The 20674-nt window shown below is 68.9% G+C and carries 20 protein-coding genes; 13 read left to right on the plus strand and 7 right to left on the minus strand.

Annotated features, from left to right (window positions below):
- The first annotated feature begins 20 nt into the window (after positions 1–20).
- On the plus strand, positions 21–1376 hold the full coding sequence (locus ACWF0M_RS25205; RefSeq protein WP_452238162.1) for a DNA polymerase IV: 1356 nt from the start codon (positions 21–23) through the stop codon (positions 1374–1376).
- A complete protein-coding gene (locus ACWF0M_RS25210) occupies positions 1369–2304 on the plus strand; it encodes a hypothetical protein (protein WP_452238163.1) in 936 nt (311 codons plus the stop codon). Before ACWF0M_RS25205 ends, ACWF0M_RS25210 begins: the two co-directional genes overlap by 8 nt.
- Here the strand turns inward: ACWF0M_RS25210 and ddaH are convergent.
- Genes ddaH through ACWF0M_RS25235 form a run of 5 tightly spaced genes read right to left on the minus strand, consistent with a single transcriptional unit; the run spans position 2273 to position 6293 of the window.
- Positions 2273–3040: a dimethylargininase gene (ddaH, locus tag ACWF0M_RS25215; protein WP_452238164.1), complete on the minus strand. Its 768-nt coding sequence runs from the start codon at positions 3038–3040 to the stop codon at positions 2273–2275. The two genes, ACWF0M_RS25210 and ddaH, sit on opposite strands and share 32 nt — an antisense overlap.
- Positions 3037–3423, minus strand: coding sequence for a YccF domain-containing protein (locus ACWF0M_RS25220; RefSeq protein ID WP_452238165.1), 387 nt, complete (start codon positions 3421–3423; stop codon positions 3037–3039). The genes ddaH and ACWF0M_RS25220 overlap by 4 nt, the downstream gene beginning before the upstream one ends.
- Positions 3420–4274: an alpha/beta fold hydrolase gene (locus tag ACWF0M_RS25225; protein ID WP_452238166.1), complete on the minus strand. Its 855-nt coding sequence runs from the start codon at positions 4272–4274 to the stop codon at positions 3420–3422. Before ACWF0M_RS25225 ends, ACWF0M_RS25220 begins: the two co-directional genes overlap by 4 nt.
- Entirely contained in the window at positions 4246–5406 is a 1161-nt protein-coding gene (locus ACWF0M_RS25230) for a saccharopine dehydrogenase family protein (protein WP_452238167.1), read from the minus strand. The genes ACWF0M_RS25225 and ACWF0M_RS25230 overlap by 29 nt, the downstream gene beginning before the upstream one ends.
- Entirely contained in the window at positions 5403–6293 is an 891-nt protein-coding gene (locus ACWF0M_RS25235; RefSeq protein ID WP_452238168.1) for an SDR family oxidoreductase, read from the minus strand. Before ACWF0M_RS25235 ends, ACWF0M_RS25230 begins: the two co-directional genes overlap by 4 nt.
- 74 nt (positions 6294–6367) lie before the next feature.
- On the opposite strand from ACWF0M_RS25235, the gene ACWF0M_RS25240 reads away from it, so the two are divergent.
- The 5 genes from ACWF0M_RS25240 (at position 6368) to ACWF0M_RS25260 (ending at position 12147) form a co-directional block, all read left to right on the plus strand.
- Positions 6368–6964 (plus strand): TetR/AcrR family transcriptional regulator, encoded by a 597-nt coding sequence (locus ACWF0M_RS25240; protein ID WP_452238169.1) that lies wholly within the window; start codon positions 6368–6370, stop codon positions 6962–6964.
- A 5-nt stretch (positions 6965–6969) separates the two neighbouring features.
- A complete protein-coding gene (locus ACWF0M_RS25245; protein ID WP_452238170.1) occupies positions 6970–7434 on the plus strand; it encodes a DUF2269 family protein in 465 nt (154 codons plus the stop codon).
- A gap of 10 nt (positions 7435–7444) precedes the next feature.
- On the plus strand, positions 7445–8248 hold the full coding sequence (locus ACWF0M_RS25250; protein WP_452238171.1) for an exodeoxyribonuclease III: 804 nt from the start codon (positions 7445–7447) through the stop codon (positions 8246–8248).
- A gap of 597 nt (positions 8249–8845) precedes the next feature.
- On the plus strand, positions 8846–10930 hold the full coding sequence (locus tag ACWF0M_RS25255) for a S9 family peptidase (RefSeq protein ID WP_452238172.1): 2085 nt from the start codon (positions 8846–8848) through the stop codon (positions 10928–10930).
- A 257-nt stretch (positions 10931–11187) separates the two neighbouring features.
- Complete coding sequence (locus ACWF0M_RS25260; RefSeq protein WP_452238173.1) at positions 11188–12147, plus strand: sigma-70 family RNA polymerase sigma factor; 960 nt, start codon at positions 11188–11190, stop codon at positions 12145–12147.
- Between the two features lie 109 nt (positions 12148–12256).
- Here ACWF0M_RS25260 and ACWF0M_RS25265 read toward each other — a convergent pair whose 3' ends face one another.
- Positions 12257–12973, minus strand: a complete 717-nt coding sequence (locus ACWF0M_RS25265; protein ID WP_452238174.1) for an HAD family hydrolase — start codon at positions 12971–12973, stop codon at positions 12257–12259.
- A 44-nt stretch (positions 12974–13017) separates the two neighbouring features.
- Positions 13018–14139 carry a CPBP family intramembrane glutamic endopeptidase gene (locus tag ACWF0M_RS25270; protein WP_452238175.1) on the minus strand — a complete coding sequence of 374 codons (1122 nt, stop codon included), beginning with the start codon at positions 14137–14139 and terminating at the stop codon, positions 13018–13020.
- A gap of 46 nt (positions 14140–14185) precedes the next feature.
- Here ACWF0M_RS25270 and ACWF0M_RS25275 point away from each other — a divergent pair, with 46 nt between their 5' ends.
- The 6 genes from ACWF0M_RS25275 (at position 14186) to ACWF0M_RS25300 (ending at position 20136) form a co-directional block, all read left to right on the plus strand.
- Positions 14186–15142 (plus strand): Dyp-type peroxidase, encoded by a 957-nt coding sequence (locus ACWF0M_RS25275; protein ID WP_452238176.1) that lies wholly within the window; start codon positions 14186–14188, stop codon positions 15140–15142.
- Between the two features lie 1036 nt (positions 15143–16178).
- A complete protein-coding gene (locus tag ACWF0M_RS25280) occupies positions 16179–17723 on the plus strand; it encodes an ATP-dependent DNA ligase (RefSeq protein ID WP_452238177.1) in 1545 nt (514 codons plus the stop codon).
- Positions 17716–18390, plus strand: coding sequence for a class I SAM-dependent methyltransferase (locus ACWF0M_RS25285; protein WP_452238178.1), 675 nt, complete (start codon positions 17716–17718; stop codon positions 18388–18390). The genes ACWF0M_RS25280 and ACWF0M_RS25285 overlap by 8 nt, the downstream gene beginning before the upstream one ends.
- Positions 18391–18500: 110 nt before the next feature.
- Positions 18501–18803, plus strand: coding sequence for a hypothetical protein (locus ACWF0M_RS25290; protein WP_452238179.1), 303 nt, complete (start codon positions 18501–18503; stop codon positions 18801–18803).
- A gap of 52 nt (positions 18804–18855) precedes the next feature.
- On the plus strand, positions 18856–19167 hold the full coding sequence (locus ACWF0M_RS25295; RefSeq protein WP_452238180.1) for a hypothetical protein: 312 nt from the start codon (positions 18856–18858) through the stop codon (positions 19165–19167).
- A 99-nt stretch (positions 19168–19266) separates the two neighbouring features.
- Positions 19267–20136 carry a helix-turn-helix domain-containing protein gene (locus ACWF0M_RS25300; protein ID WP_452238181.1) on the plus strand — a complete coding sequence of 290 codons (870 nt, stop codon included), beginning with the start codon at positions 19267–19269 and terminating at the stop codon, positions 20134–20136.
- Positions 20137–20674 lie beyond the last annotated feature (538 nt).

The raw sequence follows: 20674 nt of genomic DNA on the forward strand, positions 1-20674 counted from the left end.
ATGGCAGGGACACTGGAGCGGTGCGAGGGGATCCGTCGGTGCTGCACGTCGATCTGGACGCGTTCTTCGCGGCCGTCGAGCAGCGGGACAAGCCGTCACTGCGGGGCAAGCCCGTGGTCGTCGGCGGCATCGGCGTGCGCGGAGTCGTGTCGACGGCGTCGTACGAGGCGCGCAAGTACGGCGTGCGCTCGGCGATGTCGACCGCCGAGGCGCGATCCCGTTGCCCGCACGCGGCGTACCTGAGTCCGCGCTTCGAGGTCTACCGGCAGAGCAGCCGGGCTGTGATGGCCGAGATGCGGACGCTGTCGCCGCTGGTCGAGCCGCTGTCGCTGGACGAGGCGTTCATCGATCTGGCGGCGAGCGGGCTGACCGGGCTGACGGTCGAGGACGTGCAGGCGATCGCCGACGACCTCAAGGCAGCGATCCACAAGGTGTCCGGCGGGCTGACCGCGTCGGTCGGTGCGGGTACGTCGAAGCTGATCGCGAAGATCGCCAGCGATCTGGACAAGCCCGACGGCGTGGTCGTCGTACCGGCCGGCACCGAGGCCGAGTTCCTCGCGCCGATGCAGGTCACGGTGATCCCGGGCGTCGGGCCGGCCACCGCGCAGCGGCTGAGCATGGCCGGCGTCCGCACCGTCGCGGACCTGCAGCAGCTCGACGAGGACGAGTTGATCCGCCAGGTCGGATCCGCGCACGGCACCAGCCTGCACCGGCTCGCGGTCGCGGCCGACGACCGGCCCGTCGTGAGCGATCGGGAGACCAAGTCGGTCAGCGTCGAGGACACCTTCGAGACCGACATCATCGACCGCGCGCTGCTGACCGCGATCGGCGACCGGATGGCGCACCGCGTCGCCGAGCGCCTGCAGAAGGCGCAACTGTCCGGCCGGACGGTGACGGTCAAGACGCGGATGCACGACTTCACCACACACACCCGCTCGTCGACCTTGGCCGGACCGACCGACGACCCGCGGGTCGTCGCGCGGGTTGCGCGCCGGCTGCTCGAGGAGAGCGACATCGGCGGCGGTATCCGATTGCTCGGTGTAGGCGTCTCGTCACTCGCCGACTGGATCCAGGACGACCTGTTCACCGAGGGCGAGCACGCCGAGAACCCGATCGAGGTGGTCGAGCTGCCGGCCAGACCGCGCGACCAGCTCGGCTTCCATCCCGGGCAGGACGTCGCACACCCCGACCACGGCCGCGGCTGGGTGTGGGGCTCGGGACGGGGCCGCGTCACGGTCCGGTTCGAGACCGCCGACACGCCACCAGGCCCGGTCCGAACCTTCGCGATCGACGATCCGGCCCTGACAAAAGTGCGAATCGTCGGTGCGGATGCAGACGAAGGACCCGAAACCAACCAGAATGTGTCGAATGAATGAGGAACGGCGGGGGGTCTACCCGTTCTGTGCACCATGTACGGCGTCCTCGCAGGCCTGGGCAGCCGAGACAGCAGGGCCGATGGGCAGCCGGTTCTACGGCCACCGCGACGTGTGCGAGAACTGCGGGTCGTCGGTGCGGACGCTCTACAACACCGTGCTGTGGTTGCCGGTCTCGAAGGTCGGCCAGTTCCGGATCATCCCGACCGGCGGGCGCACGTACGTCGGCCGGAAGGTGGTCACGCTGCCCGTGCAAACCGTCGTACGGCGGGAGCCGCTGTCGGCGATCGCCGGTCATCCGGAGCTCGACGCGGACCCGGCGTACAAGCAGGCCGAGGCGTTCTGGGACGAGCACGAGCCGGGCCAGGCGCTGCCGTTCTACCAGTCGGCTCTGACCGAGCGCGAGAAGGTGCTGGCGGCCGACGACCCGGCCACGTTGCGGGTTCGGCTCCGCGTGGCGCAAGGGTTGCTGGCTACCAGGAACTACGGGCGCGCGATCGCGTGGTTCGAGCTGCTGACGCCGCAGCTGACGGAGGTGTTCGGGACTCATCACGAGCTGACCCGGGCGGCGACCGAGGCCGCGACCGGTGCGCGGCTGATGGTCGGCGGACCGCGGTCAGAGGCACAACTGCTCGCGGACATCGTTGCCGTCGACGAGGACAGCCTCCTGGCCCGGGATCCGCAGGTGGTGCGCGACCGTGCCGCGTTGGGCCGGGCGTTGCTCGCGTGCGGCGACATCTCGGAGGCGCTCGAAGCGCTGACGCAGGTGGTTCGCGACGCGACGCCCGGGCATCCGGACACAGCGGTCTATCGCGCGGCGCTGGCGGAGGCGTGCGAGCTCGCCGAAGGGCGCGGGAAGAAGCGCGAGGTGCAACTCGCCCAGGTGGCACGCCGGGTGCTCACCGGCGAAGGCGCACCGACAAGCATGTGACGCATCCTTCGAGCTTCTCGAACTCACTGATGTCCACGACGACGGGCGTGTAGCCGAGCTCCGCGAACAACTCCGCGGACCTGGGCGCCGACGCGGCCATCAGCAACTGATCCTCTCCCAGCAGTACGACGTGCGCGCCGGCCTCCTCGGGCACGGGCCGGAAGCTGTCGAATGCCGACGGGTCGTCGACGAGCGGTTCGTACCCGATCACCGTCCCGTCGGGCAGCGCCGTGACAGCCGACTTCAGGTGCAGCACCTTCCGCACCGGCACAGCGCGTACGTCGGCGCCGAGTGGAGCGAACGCGTCGCGCAGTTGCTCGATGCCGTGGGCGTTCGTCCGTCCGCCCTGTCCGACATAGATCGTCGAGCCGATCTTGAGTACGTCGCCGCCGTCGAGCGTGCCGGGATCGGTGACGTGAGCGATCCGGTAGCCCTGCTTCGCAACGGTCTCCTCGGCGGCCGCGGCCTCGGGGCGCCGTTCGTCGGCGCCGGCGCGGGCGATCACCGCGAGGTCGCCGTACACCACCATCGTGTCCTCGACGAAAACGCTGTCCGGGCACTCGTCGATCGGCGGTACCTCGACCGTGGACCAGCCGCTGCGGTGCAGCGCGTCGACGTACTGCTGCCACTGCGTCGCGGCGAGCTCGAGGTCGACCGGCGTGCGTTCGATGTGTGTGACGAGGCCCTCGGCCAGGCGCGGGCTCGGACGGCGGATGAGGGCGGTCAGCGACCTCACGCGAACGGCTGGTTCGTCGGCACGATGTGCTTGCCGAGCGGCACCAGCGAGACCGGGATCAGCTTGAAGTTCGCGACGCCGAGCGGGATGCCGATCACCGTCAGGCACAACGCGATACCGGTGCTCAGGTGGCCGAGCGCCAGCCACCAGCCCGCGACCACGATCCAGATCAGGTTGCCGAGCAGCGCGCCCGCGCCGGCGCTGCGCTTGTCCACGATGGTCCGCCCGAACGGCCACAGCGTGTACGCCGCGATCCGGAACGACGCGATCCCGAACGGGATCGTGACGATCAGCACGCAGCAGATGATCCCGGCGACCGCGTAACCGACCGCCAGCCAGAACCCGGCCAGTACGAGCCAGATCAGGTTGAGGAGCGTCTTCATGTCTCCCAGCGTGCCACCTGGCCGGTGTGTTCCAGCACCAACTGGGCGACAAGTCCGGGATCGTTCCGGGGCATCCAGTGGCCACCCCTGATCACCTTGACCGTGAGGTTCGGGGCCCAGCGTGCGACGTCGGTCTGTAGCGGCGTGGTGACGAACGGGTCGGCATCTGGTGACACCGCCAGCACGGGTACGTCGGTACGCCGTTGCGCCGGGCGGAGGAGCCGTGGGAGGACGTTCGCGCGGTACAGCTTGATGCCGTTCACGTAGTCGCCGAGAGAGCGGTTGTCGTCCGCGTGCTGCTTCTCGAGGCGGTTGAACGCGCGGTGCGCCCAGCCCTTGCGCCAGCCGAGCTCGGGGAGCCACGGGATGTGGAAGTAGAAGATGTACCAGGAGTGCAGCAACTGCCTGAGAGAGGCGAGAGAGCGTTTTCTGAGGAAGAAACCGGCGTGATCGAGTGACGGTCCGGAAATGGACGTGAAGGAGGCGATGCGGGGTTGCAGGTCCGGGGCGGTGACGAAATGCCAGGCCTGGATGGAGCCCCAGTCGTGGGCCAGGACATGCACCGGCTGGTCAGGCGATACCTGGTCGATGACCGCACGGAAGTCCTCTTGCAGGCGATCCAGTGCGTACGCCGCCGTGCTGGTCGGATGGTCCGAGTCGCCGGCGCCACGAACGTCGTACGCAACCACCTGGAATTCGTCGGCCAGCAACTCGGCCACCGGCTCCCAGAGCGACGCATTGTCCGGGTACCCGTGCACGCAGATCAGCACCGGTCCGCCGCGGTTGGCGTAGTTGTAGACGGCGAGGGTGGTGCCGTCGGGGCTAGTAGCTGTCGACTTCGAGGGTGGCAAAGGTCAGCCCCGCTTTCACCAGACGCTCGCGCAGAGCGGGGCCCATGGCCGCGGCCGTCGTGGTTTGGCCGGCGGTTTCCGGCAGGTCGTCGAGCGCCAGACACAGCGCGCTCTCTCCGAGCATCTTCGCGGTCTCGTCGTACCCGGGGTCCCGGCCTGCGACCTCCGTGATCACCTGCTTGCCGCCGCCGCGTCCGACGAACCGCACGTTGAACCAGGACTGCGCCCGCCGTTCCGCGCTCGGTCCGTCACCAGGCAGGAGCCGGCTCAGCAAGGCGTTCCGAACCGGCGGGATCTGGGCGGCCGCGATCAGCAGACCGACCCCACCGATGCCTGCGGCAACAGTCGGGAGATGCTTCACGGCGGCGTAGTGCGAGTAGCGGAAGTCCGGCCCGTAGCGCTCGAGCAGCCGGCCCGAGTACCCGACGATCTGCGGATCGATCGTCGGCAACGGAACCGCCCAGAACCCTTGCTGGCGGTGGATCCTGCCGGCAACCCCTCGCGCCCTCCGGTCCGCCGGCCGAGGCTCGGCCGCGCGCCGCGCGCGATGTGCGTCCAGGTTCTGCTTCGGCCGCGAGAACGCGGTGATCGCGGTGTGGAACGTGCCACCGGACGGCCGTCCACCGGCGCGGAGCAGCCCGTCGACCTGGATGAGCACGTTCTCCGGAAGTTGCTCGACCGTGTACTGCACGCCGAGGTCGTAAGGGATCGAGTCGAAGCCGCACGCGTGGATGATCCGCGCGCCGGTCTGCGTCGCGCGCTCGTGGTACCGCACGTACACCCGATCCAGGAACTCCGGCTCACCGGTGAGATCGAGATACCCGGTCCCGGCCTCCGCGCACGCGGCGACGAGCAGCTCGCCGTACTCGACGTACGGGCCGACCGTGGTGGCGACGACCTTGGTGGACTCGGCGAGTTCCCGCAGCGAGTTCGGGTCGGTGACGTCCGCGACCAGGATGTCCCGGCCGAACCGCTCGAGCTTCTGTTTGTTGCGTCCGGCAACAGCCCAGCGCAGCCCTTCCGGCGCGTTCTTCTCCAGATACTCTGCAGTGAGCGCTCCCGTGAACCCGCTCGCGCCCAGCAGAACAACGTCGTACTCGCGGCTCATCTCGGCGTTCACTTCTGCGCTCACTTTTGCGCAGCCTCAGCGTCCGCGAGCCCGCCAGCGCCGCTCGGTCGCGAGGACTCCGCGGCACCACGCGCCTGGACGTCGGCCAACGCGGCCGCGTCCGCTTTCGGCACACTGAACCGCGAACCGGCCTCGATGACGTGCGGGATCACCCAGCGGAACACCTTGAGCGCGCCGATCCAGCCCGGCACGTGAACGGTACGAGAGCGTTTTCTGATGCCCTCGACGAACTTGTCCACAGCGAACTCCAGCGAGTACGTCTTGCCCACTCCCGGGATCCCGGTCCGGACCTTGCCGAACACCGGGTGCGCGTCGACCCCGCGCACCATGTCGGTATCGACGAACGTCATGTGCGCGACGCCGACCCGGACGCCGAGGTGCTTCAGCTCCGGCCGCAGCGTGTCGCCCATCGCCTCGACCCCGGCCTTGGACACGTTGTACGACGCGAGGCCCGGGATGTGCACGATCGCGGCGAGGGACGAGACGAGCAGCAGATAACCCTTGCTCTCCAGCAGGTACGGCAGCGTCAGGTGAACTGTGCGCCAGACGCCGATCAGGTCGACGTCCAGAACGCGCTCCCAGACCTTCGGGTCCATGCTCCGGCTGAAGCCCGGCGCGGCGATCCCGGCGTTCGCCATCACCACGTCGATCCGGCCGTAGCGCTCGGCGATCGCCTCGACCGCAGCCTGCAGCGAGTCGGTGTCGGTGACGTCCGCCTCCCACCAGCCGGCGTCCGGCCCGCAGTCCTCCGCGACCTTCTTCAGCTCGTCCGGCTCCAGACCGACCAGCGCGAGCTTCGAGCCGTCCTGCGCCAGCTTCCGGGCGACCGCGGCGCCGATCCCCCGGGAGGCGCCGGTGATGAGCACGACTTGACCGGCCAACGGACGCATCGGGAACCTCCAGCTTGTTGAGTGGATACTCAACAGTAAGTGCTTATTGACCGAATACTCAATAGACTGGCCGCATGAGCCAGACCACCTCCTCCGGTGCCCGGCTGCGGCCCGACGAGCGGCGCGCGCAGATCCTCGCGGCCGCGCGCCGGGTGCTGCTCGCCGACCCGCACCGCGAACTCACGGTCGAGCTCGTCGCCGTCGAGGCCGGCGTCTCCCCCGCCCTGCTGTTCCACTACTTCGGCTCGAAGAAGAAGTTCCAGTACGCCGTGATCGAGGAGGCCGCGGCCGAGGTCATGCTGCGCACCGCTCCGGACCCGTCGCTACCTCCCGACGAGCAACTGCGCGCCGGGATCCGCGCGTTCGTCCGCGCCGTACTCGAAGCTCCTCAGCTGTACCGGGCGACGCTGCTGATGTCGGCCGCCGGCGACCCCGACGTCAGAGCGCTGCACTCCGATCTCCGCCGGGTCTTCAGCCAGTGGGTGATCAAGGCGGTCGCTGAGCGCGGCATCGAGATCACCCCCGTCGTCGAGCTCGCATGTCACGGCTGGCAGGGTTACGTCGAACAGACCCTGCTGGTGTGGATCGACAACCCGACCGTCTCGCCGGAAGCCCTTGAGCATCTGTGCGAGCAGTCCCTGGACGCGATCCTCACGACAACGTCCGATTGAGAGCTATGAACAAGTTCTTCCTGACGGTCCATGTCCTCGCTGCGATCCTCTGCGTCGGTCCGGTGACCATCGCGGCCGGCATGTTCCCGCCGATCGCGCGCAAGCTGCTCACCGCGGAGACGCCGGCCACGGGCGGGCTCGACGTGCTGCACCGGATCACCCGGGTGTACGCGTGGGCCGGCCTCGCCGTTCCGGTCTTCGGGTTCGCGGTCGCGGGTGGCATGCAGGTGATGGACGAGGCCTGGCTGATCATCTCCATCGTCCTGACGCTGGCCGCCGCACTCGTGCTCGCGTTCTTGGTGGTGCCGGGGCAGACGGCCGTACTCGCGGCTGCTGACGCATCGGCCGAGGCGCGGAGCGAGGTGCTCCCGAAGGCGAAGCTGTTGTCGATGACGAGCGGGATCTTCAGTCTGCTCTGGGTGGTCGTCCTGGTGCTGATGGTCGTCAAGCCAGGGCACACAGGAGGGTAAGGTTCCGCCCGTGCTGACGGTTGCCACGGTGAATGTGAACGGGATCAGGGCCGCCTTCCGGCGCGGGATGCAGCCGTGGCTGGACGGCACGGACCCCGACTTGTTGCTGATGCAGGAAGTCCGCGCGTCCGACGACGTACTGCGGGAACTCCTCGGCGGCGACTGGAACATCGCGCACGCGGAGCCGGCCATCGACGGGCACAAGGGACGCGCAGGCGTCGCGGTCGCGAGCCGGCGTCCGATCAAGGACGAGCGCGGCGAGATCGGTCCCGAGCGGTTCGCCGGGACCGGGCGCTGGGCCGAGGCGGACGTGGTGCTGGACGACGGTACGACGTTGACCGCGATCAGCACGTACGTGTTCACGGGCGAGTTCGAGACACCGCCGCGGCAGGAGGAGAAGTACGCGTTCCTGGACGCGATCACCGCGCGGCTGACCGAACTGCGGGCGGACGGGAGGCACGTACTCATGTGCGGCGACCTCAACATCGCGCACCGCGAGGAGGACCTGAAGGCCTGGAAGGCGAACCGCAAGAAGAGCGGTTTCCTGCCCGAGGAACGCGCCTGGCTGGACCGCCTGTTCGAGGCCGGCTGGGTAGACCTCGGCCGCCGCTTCGGCGGCGAAGGACCCGGCCCGTACTCCTGGTGGTCCTGGCGGGGCAAGGCCTTCGACAACGACGCCGGCTGGCGCATCGACTACCAGATCGCCTCGCCGGAGTTGGCCGCGGCCGCCACCACCTGCGTCGTCCACCGAGCCCCGACGTACGCCGAACGCTGGAGCGACCACGCCCCGGTCGTCGCGACGTACAACCTCTGACCCGGACACACCCCGGCCGCTGCCACTGCCGTCGGAAGACCGGCTTCATCCCCGGGCCACCACATGAGGGGTTCTCCCCTGGTCTTGTGGGTTCTCCCTTTGCATACCAACGGAGAACCCCCAACACGAGGAAATAACCCACCACGAACGACCCACCCCGGGGGAACCCCCGCGGGTATCACTTCCGTCGGCGGTTGAGCGCCCCGGCCCGGCTCGGGCTGACTATGTGCACCGGATCCGCCCGTTCAGCACCCAACGGCACGGATCCCGTGCACAAAGCCACACGCGAGGCGACCACCCCAACTCCACCCCGCACGGCACATATCTCACCCACACACGTCACAGCAGCGCCGGATAACCGGTCCTTGTGCGCGTGGGTCATCGACGCGTACAGCGTCCCGCCGGTGCTCTACCTGTCGAGCTCGCACACCATCCGGCCGCACCGCACCCACACCGGTACCCGTCACGACCCGCTGCCCCTTCGGCCCGGGCGGCTTGCTGGAGAGTTTCGAGTACGTCAGTGGAGAGATTCTGGCGCTATCGCAGGAAAACCCTCCCACCAACCTCCGGCGTGCGGGGCGCGGGTAGTCTCGCGGCATGTCTGAGAGTTCTGCTTCCCCGACGCCGCCGGTGGCGGCGCGGAAGCCTGTCGAGCGGACCCATCACGGCGACACGTTCGTGGACGACTACGAATGGTTGCGGGACAAGACCGACGACGAGGTACTGGGGTACCTGCGCGCGGAGAACGCGTACACCGAGGCGCGGACCGCGCACCTGGAATCGTTGCGTGAGGCAATCTTCAAGGAGATCTCGGACCGGACGCTGCAGACCGATCTGAGCGTCCCGGCGCGGTACGGCGGGTACTGGTACTACTCGCGCACGATCGAGGGCCGGCAGTACTCGCTGCACTGCCGGGTCAAGGTGGACGGCGACGAGCCGCCCGCGACCGACGGCGAGATCGCCGGCGAAGAGATCATGCTGGACGGGAACGAGGTGGCGGGCGACTCCGAGTTCTTCTCGCTCGGCACCGTCGACGTCTCCCCCGACGGACGGCTGCTGGCGTACTCGGTCGACCTCAAGGGCGACGAGCGGTTCACCCTGCGGATCAAGGACCTGAGCACCGGTGAGCTGCTGCCCGACGAGCTCCCCGAGGTGCACTACGGCTCCGCGTGGTCGGCCGACGGTACGACGATCTTCTACACGAAGGTCGACGACGCCTGGCGTCCGTACCAGGTCTGGCGGCACACGCTCGGCGCCACGGACGACGTCCTGGTCATGGAAGAGCCGGACGAGCGGTTCTGGGTCGGCGTCGACCTGACCCGCAACGAGCAGGCGATCATGATCGCGCTCGGCAGCAAGCTGACCAGCGAGGTCTGGCTGCTCGACGCCCAGGACCCGACGGGTGACCCGGTCGTCGTCGCGCCCCGCCGCGAGGGCGTGGAGTACGACGTGGAGCACGCGGGCGACCAGCTCCTGATCACGCACAACGCGGACGCGGCCAACTTCTCGCTCGCCTCCGCGCCGCTCGACTCCCCCGGCGACTGGACCACCCTGATCGAGGGCGACGAAACCAGCCGCCTGCTCGGCGCGGACGCGTTCGCCGACCACGTGATCCTCTACCGGCGCCGCAACGCGCTCACCGAGCTGGCGATCATGCGGCGCACGGACGATGGGTTCGGGGATCCTGAAGTACTGGAGTTCGACGAGCCGATCTACACGGTCTCCCCCGGCCGCAACGACGAGTGGCACGACACCCGGTACCGCTTCGGCTACACCTCCCTCGTCACGCCGGGTTCGACGTACGACGTGGATGTCGCAACCGGTGAGCGGCGACTGCTCAAGCAGCAGCCCGTGCTCGGCGACGTGGACCTGACCGCGTACACGCAGTACCGCGAGTGGGCGACCGCGCCGGACGGGACGCAGGTACCGATCTCGATGGTCGCGCGCAAGGACGTCGCGAAGGACGGGAACGCGCCGGTCGTGCTGTACGGGTACGGCTCGTACGAGACGTCGGTCGACCCGTGGTTCTCGATCCCGCGGCTGTCGTTGCTCGACCGCGGCGTGGTGTTCGCGATCGCGCACATCCGCGGCGGCGGCGAGCTCGGCCGGCACTGGTACGACGACGGCAAGATGCTCACCAAGCGGAACACGTTCACCGACTTCGTCGCAGCCGCGGAACACCTGGTCAAGGCCGGCTGGACCAGGCCGGAGCGGATCGTCGCGCAGGGTGGCAGCGCCGGCGGGCTGCTGATGGGCGCGGTCGCGAACCTGGCTCCGCAGGCATTCGGCGGAATCGTCGCGGAAGTCCCGTTCGTGGACGCGTTGACGACGATTCTGGACCCGTCGCTGCCGCTCACCGTGATCGAGTGGGAGGAATGGGGTAATCCGCTCGAAGACGCGGGCGTCTACGAGTACATGAAGTCCTACTCGCCGTACGAAAACGTCACCGCGCAGCACTATCCGCGCATCCTCGCGATCACCAGCCTGAACGACACCCGGGTGTTCTTCGTCGAGCCGGCGAAGTGGGTCGCGAAACTCCGGGCGACCGCGAGCGGCGACACCGACGTACTGCTCAAGACCGAGATGGACGCCGGGCACGGCGGCCGCAGCGGGCGGTACGACGCCTGGCGCGAGGTCGCGTTCTCGCTGTCCTGGGAGCTCGACACGCTCGGCCTGAGCTGACTCGCGGGAATATCCGCCCCCGGGCGTGTGTTGTGCAACACATCCGGGGGCACCGGAACACGATGATTCTGGACGAATTCTCAGCTTCCGCAGCGCGTGTTGTGCCGAATTGTCCCGTCAGCCTGACGGACACCGGTTTCCAGCGCGATTTCGCTGCCAGGAACTCTCAGGGAACGTTCAGGGTGTTTACACACTCGTCCTGGAATCTTGAACCCTACTCGAGCGTTGCTCTCCATGTAACGACGAAGGGAGTTTCGGTGGCTCGCATGGCTCGTGTCCGGTCCACGGACGACGGTATCGACGGCAAGGACAGCGTCGGTCTCTACCTCGAGGAGATCGCTCGCACTCCTCTGCTGACAGCTGAGGAAGAAGTCGAGCTCGCTGAGACGGTCGAAGCAGGACTCCTCGCGGAGCAACTGCTGGCCGAGGGGCGGGTTGGACGTAAGAAGGGCGGAGCGCCCAAATATGCCACGGAGGAGGAGCTGGAGTGGCTGGCCGACGAGGGCCGGCGTGCACAGCAGCGGTTCGTGACCGCGAACCTCCGGCTCGTGGTGTCGATCGCCCGCCGCTACGGGCGTTCCCAGATGCCTTTGCTGGACCTGGTCCAGGAGGGCAACACGGGACTGATCCGGGCGGTGGAGAAGTTCGACTATCGGAAGGGTTTCAAGTTCTCGACGTACGCGACCTGGTGGGTGCGGCAGGCCATCACCCGCGGTATCGCGCAGCAGGCCCGGGTGGTCCGGCTGCCGGTGCACGTGGTGGAGCAGCTGAACCAGATCGGGTCGGCACGGCGCACGCTGGAGCGCAAGCTCGGGCGGGAGCCGGAGATCGACGAGATCGCGGCCGAGCTGGGCCTGGACCCGGAGCGGGTGACAGAACTGATCCGCATCGGCCGGGACCACATCAGCCTGAACAGCCCGGTCGACGACGAGGGTGAGACCTCGCTGGGTGACCTGATCGCGGCCGAGACCGCGCCGGGTCCGGACCAGCTGGTCGCCGACGCGTCGGACCGTTCGGGGCTGTTCAGTCTGGTCGACCAGCTCGACCCGCGGTCCGCGGACGTGATCCGGCGCCGCTACGGTCTGCACGACGGCCGCCAGGCCAAGCTGGCCGACATCGGCGCGGTGCACGGCATCTCCGCCGAGCGGGTCCGCCAGATCGAGCGCGAGGCGCTGGGCCGCCTCCGCCTGATGGCAGACCCGACGCTGGCTGCGTAACACCCACCCCGAAACCCCTCAGGACCCCCGAGTCACGATCTGGCTCGGGGGTCCTTCGGTTGCCGGCCCAAATCAGCGTCGCTAGCCGCAGCGCGTCGCCGACGTGACGTTAAGCTGCCGCTTCGTTCCAGGAGTCGATCAGCAGGGGCAGCTCGGACAGGCGCTGGACGGTCGCGTCCGGCGTACCTTCCGTGTGCCCGATCTGCTCGGTCGGGATCGCGCTGTGCGGCAGGTGCGCCGCCCGCATCCCAACGTTCTGCGCGCCCCAGACGTCGTCGAACAGCCGGTCGCCGACGAACAGACACTGGGACGGCTCGGACACCCCGACCGCCTGCATCGCGGCCAGGAACGCCTCCGGGTGCGGCTTGGTGTGCGCGATCTCGCTGGTGTAGACGGCACCGTCGAGCAGGTCGAGTACGCCGTCGCGCGCGAATACCTCCTCGTGCCGCCGACGCGGCCAGATCGTGTTCGACAGGACGCCCACCTTGAGACCGCGGGCCCGAAGCGCCTGGAGCGTGTCGACCGCGTCCGGCTCCAGCTCCGTGTGCGCGTCCCACTGCCGCTCGTACTCCGTCAGCGCCTCCGGTGTCATCACCACACCGGCCAGATCGCACACCTCCTCGAAGGTGCTGCTGCGGTGCTCGTCGCGTGAACGCCGCCACACAGAACCCTCAGCCGCGACCAGCCGGGCCGCCACCTCGTCGGCGTTCTTGACGTCGAGCAGCGCGGCCACAGCCCGCCAGGTCTCGTACAGAGAAATGTCGTGCCAGGTTGCCAGCGTGCCGCCCCAGTCGAACAGGACGGCTTCGATCTTCGCGTTCGTCACCTGGCAAAGCCTGCCAGAGCGGACCGACAGTTTTCGCCCGCTTTTCAGCTCAGTCGGCTGAGCTCCTGCCGGCGCGCCAGCCAGGTGACGGCAATCGCGTAGAACGCCAGGCACGGGATGTCAGCGACGAGGAACGTCCACGGAGCGCCACCCTGCACGTTCCACTGATCCCCACGGCCTGTTGCCGCCGGCAACAGGAACGCGATCAGGTTGTTCAGCACGTGCAGAGCGATCGCGGCCTCCAGTCCCCCGGTCCGGACGGTCAGCCAGCCGACGACCGCCGCGAACAGGAAGACGTCGGCCATCGCCCAGCCGGTGTACCCGTGAGCCAACGCGAAAGCGACGCCGCTGACGACGATCCCAGGCCACGGCGAGCGGAAGAGTGTCCGCAACCAACGCGCCCGCCCGTTCGGATCGTCCGGCCCGTAGGCGCCGACCGCCTGGATCAACCAGCCGCGGAACACGAACTCCTCGGCCGCCGACTGGAACGGCACGAGGAACAGGATCACCAGCGCCGGTACGACGAACGCGCTCAGACCGATCCAGTCTCCGCTGGTGGTCCCGACCGCGTCTGCGGGCGGAAACACCGCGTCGACCAGCATCCCCATCGCGAACGAGAGTGCGACGTACCCGGACGCCGGCAGGCAGCACCACAGCAGCCAGCGCCAGCGGATCCGGTTCAGCACCGAGGCAACACTCCAGAACGGCCGGCGCTGGACCATCCACGCGACGAGGCCGACGAGCGGGGTCAGGACGCCGAGCATCACGAGGGTCAGGGCCAGGTTCTCGGTGTCGCTCGGGAAGATGTTCGCGCCGCTCGGGGTCGGGAACGGTCCGGCCAGAGCGCGGTGCGCGATCACCCAGACCACCACGATGAGCGATGTCAGGACGAAGGCGAAGAGGCCGAGCACGACGGTTCCGACAAAGGGCCGCCACCACGCGTGCTTCGGCGTACGGGCGAGCCGGTGGTACGGCGTACCTGCGGGTGCGGCGACCGTCCGCGGCTCGCGGGACGCGTAGGGCGCGGGGTACGCGCCGTACTGACCCGGATACGGCGCTGGGTACTGCTCTGGATATGGGCCGGCGTGGGGCGGCGGTGGCGGCGGCTGCCCCGGCTGGGAGTATGGGCCCGGTTGCGGAGAGGGTCCGGGCTGCTGCGGGTCCATGACTGGACTCTAGAAGATCGGGCCAACTGGACGGAGGGAGAACGCGGTGGTTACAGAACCGGATCGGGAGACGGACGCCTTGCCGCAGTCCGTACTGATGCCGTTGAGCGGTTCCGCCATCTTCCTGGTGATCCAGGTCGAGCCGGGCGGCGAGAGCCGGACCCGCGACCTGCTGGAGCGATTGAGCGGCCTCGTGCGCTCGGTCGGATTCCGCGTGCCGGCCGGCAACCTCTCCTGTGTCACCAGCATCGGCTCGGACGTCTGGGACCGTTTGTTCAGCGGTCCGCGCCCGGCCGAGCTGCATCCGTTCGTCGAGCTCAAGGGCGCCACCCACCACGCGCCGTCGACCGCCGGCGATCTGCTCTTCCACATCCGGGCCGCCCACCAGGACCAGTGCTTCGAGCTGGCCAGCCAGATCATGAACGCGCTCGACGGCGCCGCCACGGTCGTCGACGAGGTGCACGGCTTCAAGTACTTCGAGATGCGCGACCTGCTCGGCTTCGTCGACGGCACCGAGAACCCGACCGGCAGCGAGGCACAGGCCGCCGTCCTGATCGGCGACGAGGACCCCGACTTCCGCGGCGGCAGCTACGTGATCGTGCAGAAGTACCTGCACGACCTGAAGGCGTGGAACGCGCTGACCGTCGAGCAGCAGGAGCTCGCCGTCGGCCGGACCAAGCTCGACGACATCGAACTCGCCGACGCCAAGAAGCCCGGCAACGCGCACATCGTGCTCAACGTGATCGAGGACGAGGACGGCAACGAGCTGCAGATCCTGCGCGACAACATGCCGTTCGGAACCGTCGGCACGCAGGAGTTCGGCACCTACTTCATCGGATACGCGAAGACGCCGGCGGTGACCGAGCTGATGCTCCGGCGGATGTTCATCGGGGTGCCCGAGGGCAACCACGACCGCCTGCTCGACTTCTCCACCGCGGTCACCGGCTGCCTGTTCTTCACACCGCCCGCGGACTTCCTGGACGACCTGCCGCAGTCGCCCTGACCGTCATTCCCCGAACAGCGGTGCGTCGACAACGCTGCCCCAATTGAAGTCGACCTGGTCGCCGGCACCTTGCCGAGCGAGTCGATCACGGCGGCGGTCCCGTTGGCGTGCCCAACGGCGTACAGATAACCGGCGCCCGTCTTGGTCCGCACGGGCTTCACGACCGGCTTCATCGGCGACGTCAACGGGATGTGGATCGTGTAGAGCGCGCCGCACCCACCTCCCACCCGCGGCACCCGGCGGGGCCTGTGAACAAGCAATTGCTTGTCGCCACCCCCCATCCCCCGTCCCCGGTGCGATCCACACCGGCTTTCCGGAACATTTCCGCCCCCAGCTGCAACAAATGTTCCGCAAACCCCCGCCCAGCCGCCCGCAGCCGAGCGCCACGCCCCGCCCGCCAACCACCCACGCCCTTCACCACACCCCGCGCACCGGCGAAGCCGACCAACAAACAGCCGCGCCCCATCTACATCCCGCACCACCAGGACCTCCCGCCGAGCGCGCCAGCCCCACACCACCGCTCGCGCACCGGCCAACTCGTCCCAGCCGACGGGGACTGGGAACAAGCAATGGCTTGTCACCACACACCATGGCTAGTGCCCAGTCCGATCCACTCCGGCTTTCCGGAACATTTCTGCCACCAGCTGCAACAAATGTTCCGCAAAACAGCCCACCCGGGCCCCCGGAGCCGAGCGCACATGCACCCAACCAATCGCCCGCGCCCCTCACCACGACCCCGCGCCCTCACCACACCCCCGCGCCCCTCACCACACCCCCGCGCCCCTCACCACACCCCCGCGAACCGGCCACACCGCCGAGGAGCGCGCCGAGCGAACTAAGCCGACGCACAACCAGCCGCGCCGAAGGCGTGACCGCCATGGCTAGCGCTGCTAGCGCTGCTAGCGCTGCTAGCGAACGACGCATCTCGACTCCTCTGGACGTGGTCCATTCGCGGCCGATCTATTGACCTCGAAGCGTGCTCGCGGCGGAAAGTTGCGTGCCCGGAACTGTCTGTGGGGTGAGTAACACTTGGAGCATGTTGCTCACCGAGGTGGTCGAGACGTCGGCCGCGCTGGCCGGGACCCGGTCGCGGCTGAAGAAGGCCGAGTTCATCGCCGGGTTGTTGTCCAAGGCCACCGAACCGGTCGAGATCGAGCTCGTCGTGACGTACCTGTCGGGCGAGCTGCGGCAGCGGCGCACCGGGGTGGGCTGGCGGACGTTGATGGAGGCGCCGGAGCCGGCCGTCGAGCCGACGGTCACGGTCGAGGAGGTCGACGCCACGTTCGCGGAGCTGGCAGAGATGTCAGGCACCGGCGTACAGGCTCGCCGACGGGCCGCCGTGGACGGGTTGTTCGGGCGGGCAACGGCGGACGAGCAGCGGTTCCTGCGGCTGCTCGTCGGCGGTGAGCTGCGCCAGGGTGCGCTCGACGGCGTGATGGCGGATGCGGTCGCGCGGGCGACGGGCATTCCGCTCGACAAGATCCGGGCCGCAGCGATGTTGCGCGGGGCGGCCGCTCCGGTCGCGGTCGCCGTACTGACCGAGGGCGAGGCGGGGCTCGCGCAGTTCGGGCTCGAGGTCAGCCGCGGCGTACAGCCGATGCTCGCGCAGTCCGCGACGAGTGTGGCGGAGGCGTTGGAGAAGACCGGTACGCCGGCCGCGCTGGAGTGGAAGCTCGACGGGATCCGGATCCAGGCGCACCGGGACGGCGACAAGGTCGTCGTCTACACACGGACGCTCGACGACATCACTGAGCGCGTGCCTGAGGTGGTGACCGCGGTGCTCGCGCTGGACGCACAACAGGTTGTGCTCGACGGCGAACTCATCGCGTTGCGGACCGATGGGCGACCGGAGCCGTTCCAGGTCACCGGATCGCGGACTGCGACGCGGGCGGCGACGGGGCCCGAGTCCGTGCCGCTGACGCCGTACTTCTTCGACATCCTGCATCAGGACGGTGAGGATCTGCTCGGGCTCGACGGGGCCACGCGACAGGAGTGGCTGGCCAAGCTCGTGCCTGAGGAGCGGCGGGTGCCCCGGCTCGTGACCGATGACGCGGAGGCCGGTCACGCGTTCTTCACGGAGGCACTGCGCCGCGGGCACGAGGGGGTGGTGGTGAAGTCGTTGACCGTGCCGTACGAGGCCGGTCGGCGCGGGTCGGGATGGGTCAAGGTCAAGCAGACGCACACGCTCGACTTGCTCGTGCTCGCGGCGGAGTGGGGTCACGGGCGGCGGACGGGCTGGTTGTCGAACCTGCATCTGGGCGCGCGGGACGACGAGACCGGCGAGTTCGTGATGCTCGGGAAGACGTTCAAAGGGCTGACGGACGAGCTGCTCCGGTGGCAGACAGAGCGGTTCCAGGAACTCGCCGTACAGCGGGACGACTGGGCCGTCTACCTCCGGCCGGAGGTGGTGGTGGAGATCGCGTTCGACGGCGTACAGACCTCGCCGCGGTATCCGGCCGGGATGGCGCTGCGGTTCGCCCGGGTGATCCGGTATCGCGAGGACAAGCGGCCTGCCGACGTTGATACCGTGCAGACGGTGCGCGAGATCCATACCGGCTCGGACGGGGTGAGAGATGACTGAGGATCCCGATGTGGTGTCGCGGCGGATCGCGCGCGAATCGCTCGACCGCGACGACCCGACCGGCTGGTTCGAGAACCTGTACGCCGCGGCCGCCGATGGCTCCGCAGTCGTCCCCTGGGACCGCGGTACGGCGCACCAGTTGCTGCTCGAGTGGATCCAGGAATCCGAGCCGGACGGTGCGGACAAGACAGCACTGATCGTCGGCGCGGGCACCGGGTGGGACGCCGAACTGGTCGCGGACCGCGGGTACGACACGACCGCGTTCGACATCTCCCCCAGCGCGATCGAGACCGCGCACCGCAACCACCCCGACTCGAAGGCGCACTATCGCGTCGCCGATCTACTCGCGCCACCGCCTGACTGGCACCACGCGTTCGACCTCGTCGTCGAGATCTACACCGTGCAAGCGCTACCGATCGCGCTGCAACCCGAGGCCGTCAAGCACGTCACCTCATTCGTGGCGCCTGGTGGCACGTTGCTGGTCATCGCCGCCGCCCGACCCGACGACCAGGCTGACGAGGACATCCAAGGTCCGCCGTGGCCGCTCACCCGCGCGACCATCCAGTCGTTCGCGACCGCAGATCTCCGACTCATCCAACTCACCAAGTCCCCCAGCCCAGCAGACGCAACCGTCCAGCGGTGGCGAGCCGAGTACCTGCGCGACTAACCGGCGCGGTTGTCTGGCGCGGATGTCTGGCGAAGCTGACTGGCGAAGCCGATCGGCGCGACTGACCGGCGAAGCTGATCGGCGCGACTGACCGGCGCGGCTGAGAGCTCGTGCCCGTCCTGCCCGCGCTCGTGCAGCGCGCCCAGGACGCGGCCATCGCGGTGGGGAAGCCGCTTCGGCGGGAGGCAACCGGACCGGCCTGCGGCGCACCAGACATGGGCCGATTTCTGGCCGTACTGGCGGCGGGGTCCACCGGCGGACGCCAGGCTCGGGATGTACCCGGCGATCGCGCCGATCCACGACTGATCGGGGAGGCGCGACCCGGTGTCGGCTACGACGCAGCCTGGATGGCGTCGGCGATGCCGGCCGACTGCCAGTGCGGCGCCGGTGAGGTCGGCGAGGGCGTCTGGTGACGGTGGCGCTCGACGTGCGCGGGTGGCTGCGGCTCGGAGCGTCTTGGCGGATATGCCGCAGGTTGAGGTCGTGCACGTGGACTCGTTCGACGACCTGGCGGCGCGGGCGCCGTTCGATCTGCTCTTCGCGGACGGCGGCCGCCACCCCGCCGCGATCGTCGACCTGCTCCGGATCGGCGGGCGACTGGCGAACGACGACCTCACGCCCGTGGACGTGCTGCCGGCCGATTCGCCGTACCGCGAACGCGATCCGAAGCGGTCGTTCTTCTTCAGCGATCCAAGGCTTGTGGCAGCCGAGGTAGTGCTCCCCGACCGTCGGAACTCGCTCCTCATGGTCACCCCAGATGTGTCACCGATGTCCTGATGCAGAACCGTCACCGATGTCCTGCGACATGACAGTGGGCACCCGAGTAGGACGAGATCGCATGGGAACATTTGTTCGATAATGATGTAGACTCGGGTTATGGCGGGGCGAGGTGTGGTGGGGCCGACGGCGTTGCGGATGATGCTCGGAGGGCATCTGCGGGAGCTGCGTGAGCGCGCCGGCGTCACCCGCACCGATGCTGGCTGGGCGATCCGCGCGTCGGAGTCGAAGATCAGCCGCTTGGAGCTCGGCCGCGTCGGGTTCAAGGAGCGGGATGTCTCCGACCTGCTGACGTTGTACGGCGTGCAGGACGCTCGCGAGCGCGACCGGCTGCTGCAGCTCGCCCGCGAGGCCAACGATCCCGGCTGGTGGCATCGGTACGGCGACGTCACACCCGAGTGGTTCGACTCGTATCTCGGGCTCGAAGCGACCGCCGAACTGATCCGCACGTACGAGATCCAGTTCGTCCCCGGCCTCCTGCAGACCGCCGACTACGCACGCGCCGTCGCGCAACTCACGCCCAGCGGCGCCCGCACCGACAGCGAGATCGAGCGGGTCGTCGCCCTGCGCACCCGACGTCAACGGGTGCTCGACCGCGAACCGCCACTCAAACTCTGGGCAGTCATCGAGGAGTCCGTGCTGCACCGTCCGATCGGCGGCACCGACGTACTGCGAAGTCAGCTCGGCGCCCTCCGCGAGGCCATCACCCGCCCGAACGTAACCATCCAGATCATCCCCCTCGAAAGCCCCGGCCACCCCGCCACCGGAGGCGCCTTCAGCCTGCTCCGCTTCCCACAACGCGACCTACCCGACATCGTGTACCTGGAACACCTGACCAGCGCCCTGTACCTGGACAAACGCGACGACGTGGAGTCCTACACCCAAGCGCTGGACCTATTAGCCTCCACCAGCCCCTCCCCCCAACAAACCGAACAAAAACTAACCCACCTACTAGCCCGCCTCCCCTAATCCCGCAAGCCCCACCACCCCAGGCGCCCCACGAGCCACCGCCCGCTCCACCGGAGTTGACCCCTCACCGGCCCACGCCTAACGAACCCCCCGCGCCCGCTCCGCGTGTCGGACGCCGGCAACCCCACCCCCAACCCGTGCGCCTGGCGCAGCAAGCCCCCGCACCGCTCCCGCCCGCCCGACGCCAGCACTGCCCCGCACCACACCCGCCCGCCCGACGCGCCTGCCTGACTTGGCAATCCCGCGCACCGCACCCGTGCGTCCGCGGACTACGAGCCGGAGATCACCGACAAGGTAATCGACCTCAGCACCGCCCCACGCCTGCCGCACCAAGCCCCGCGCCGGCCAGTCCTTGCGGCCAGCAGCCCCTCGCACCACCCCGCCCCGGCCCGTCGCAAGCCCCACGCCGGCCAGTGCCTGAGGCCAGCAAGCCCCACCCCGCACCGCTCCCGCCCGGCCGCACGCCGTGCCTGACGGAGCAGCCCCGCCCCTGCCCCGTCCTCGCCCGCCGCGGGCCTGCCGCAAGCTCCAACACCAG

The sequence above is a fragment of the Kribbella sp. NPDC055110 genome (assembly GCF_053607525.1).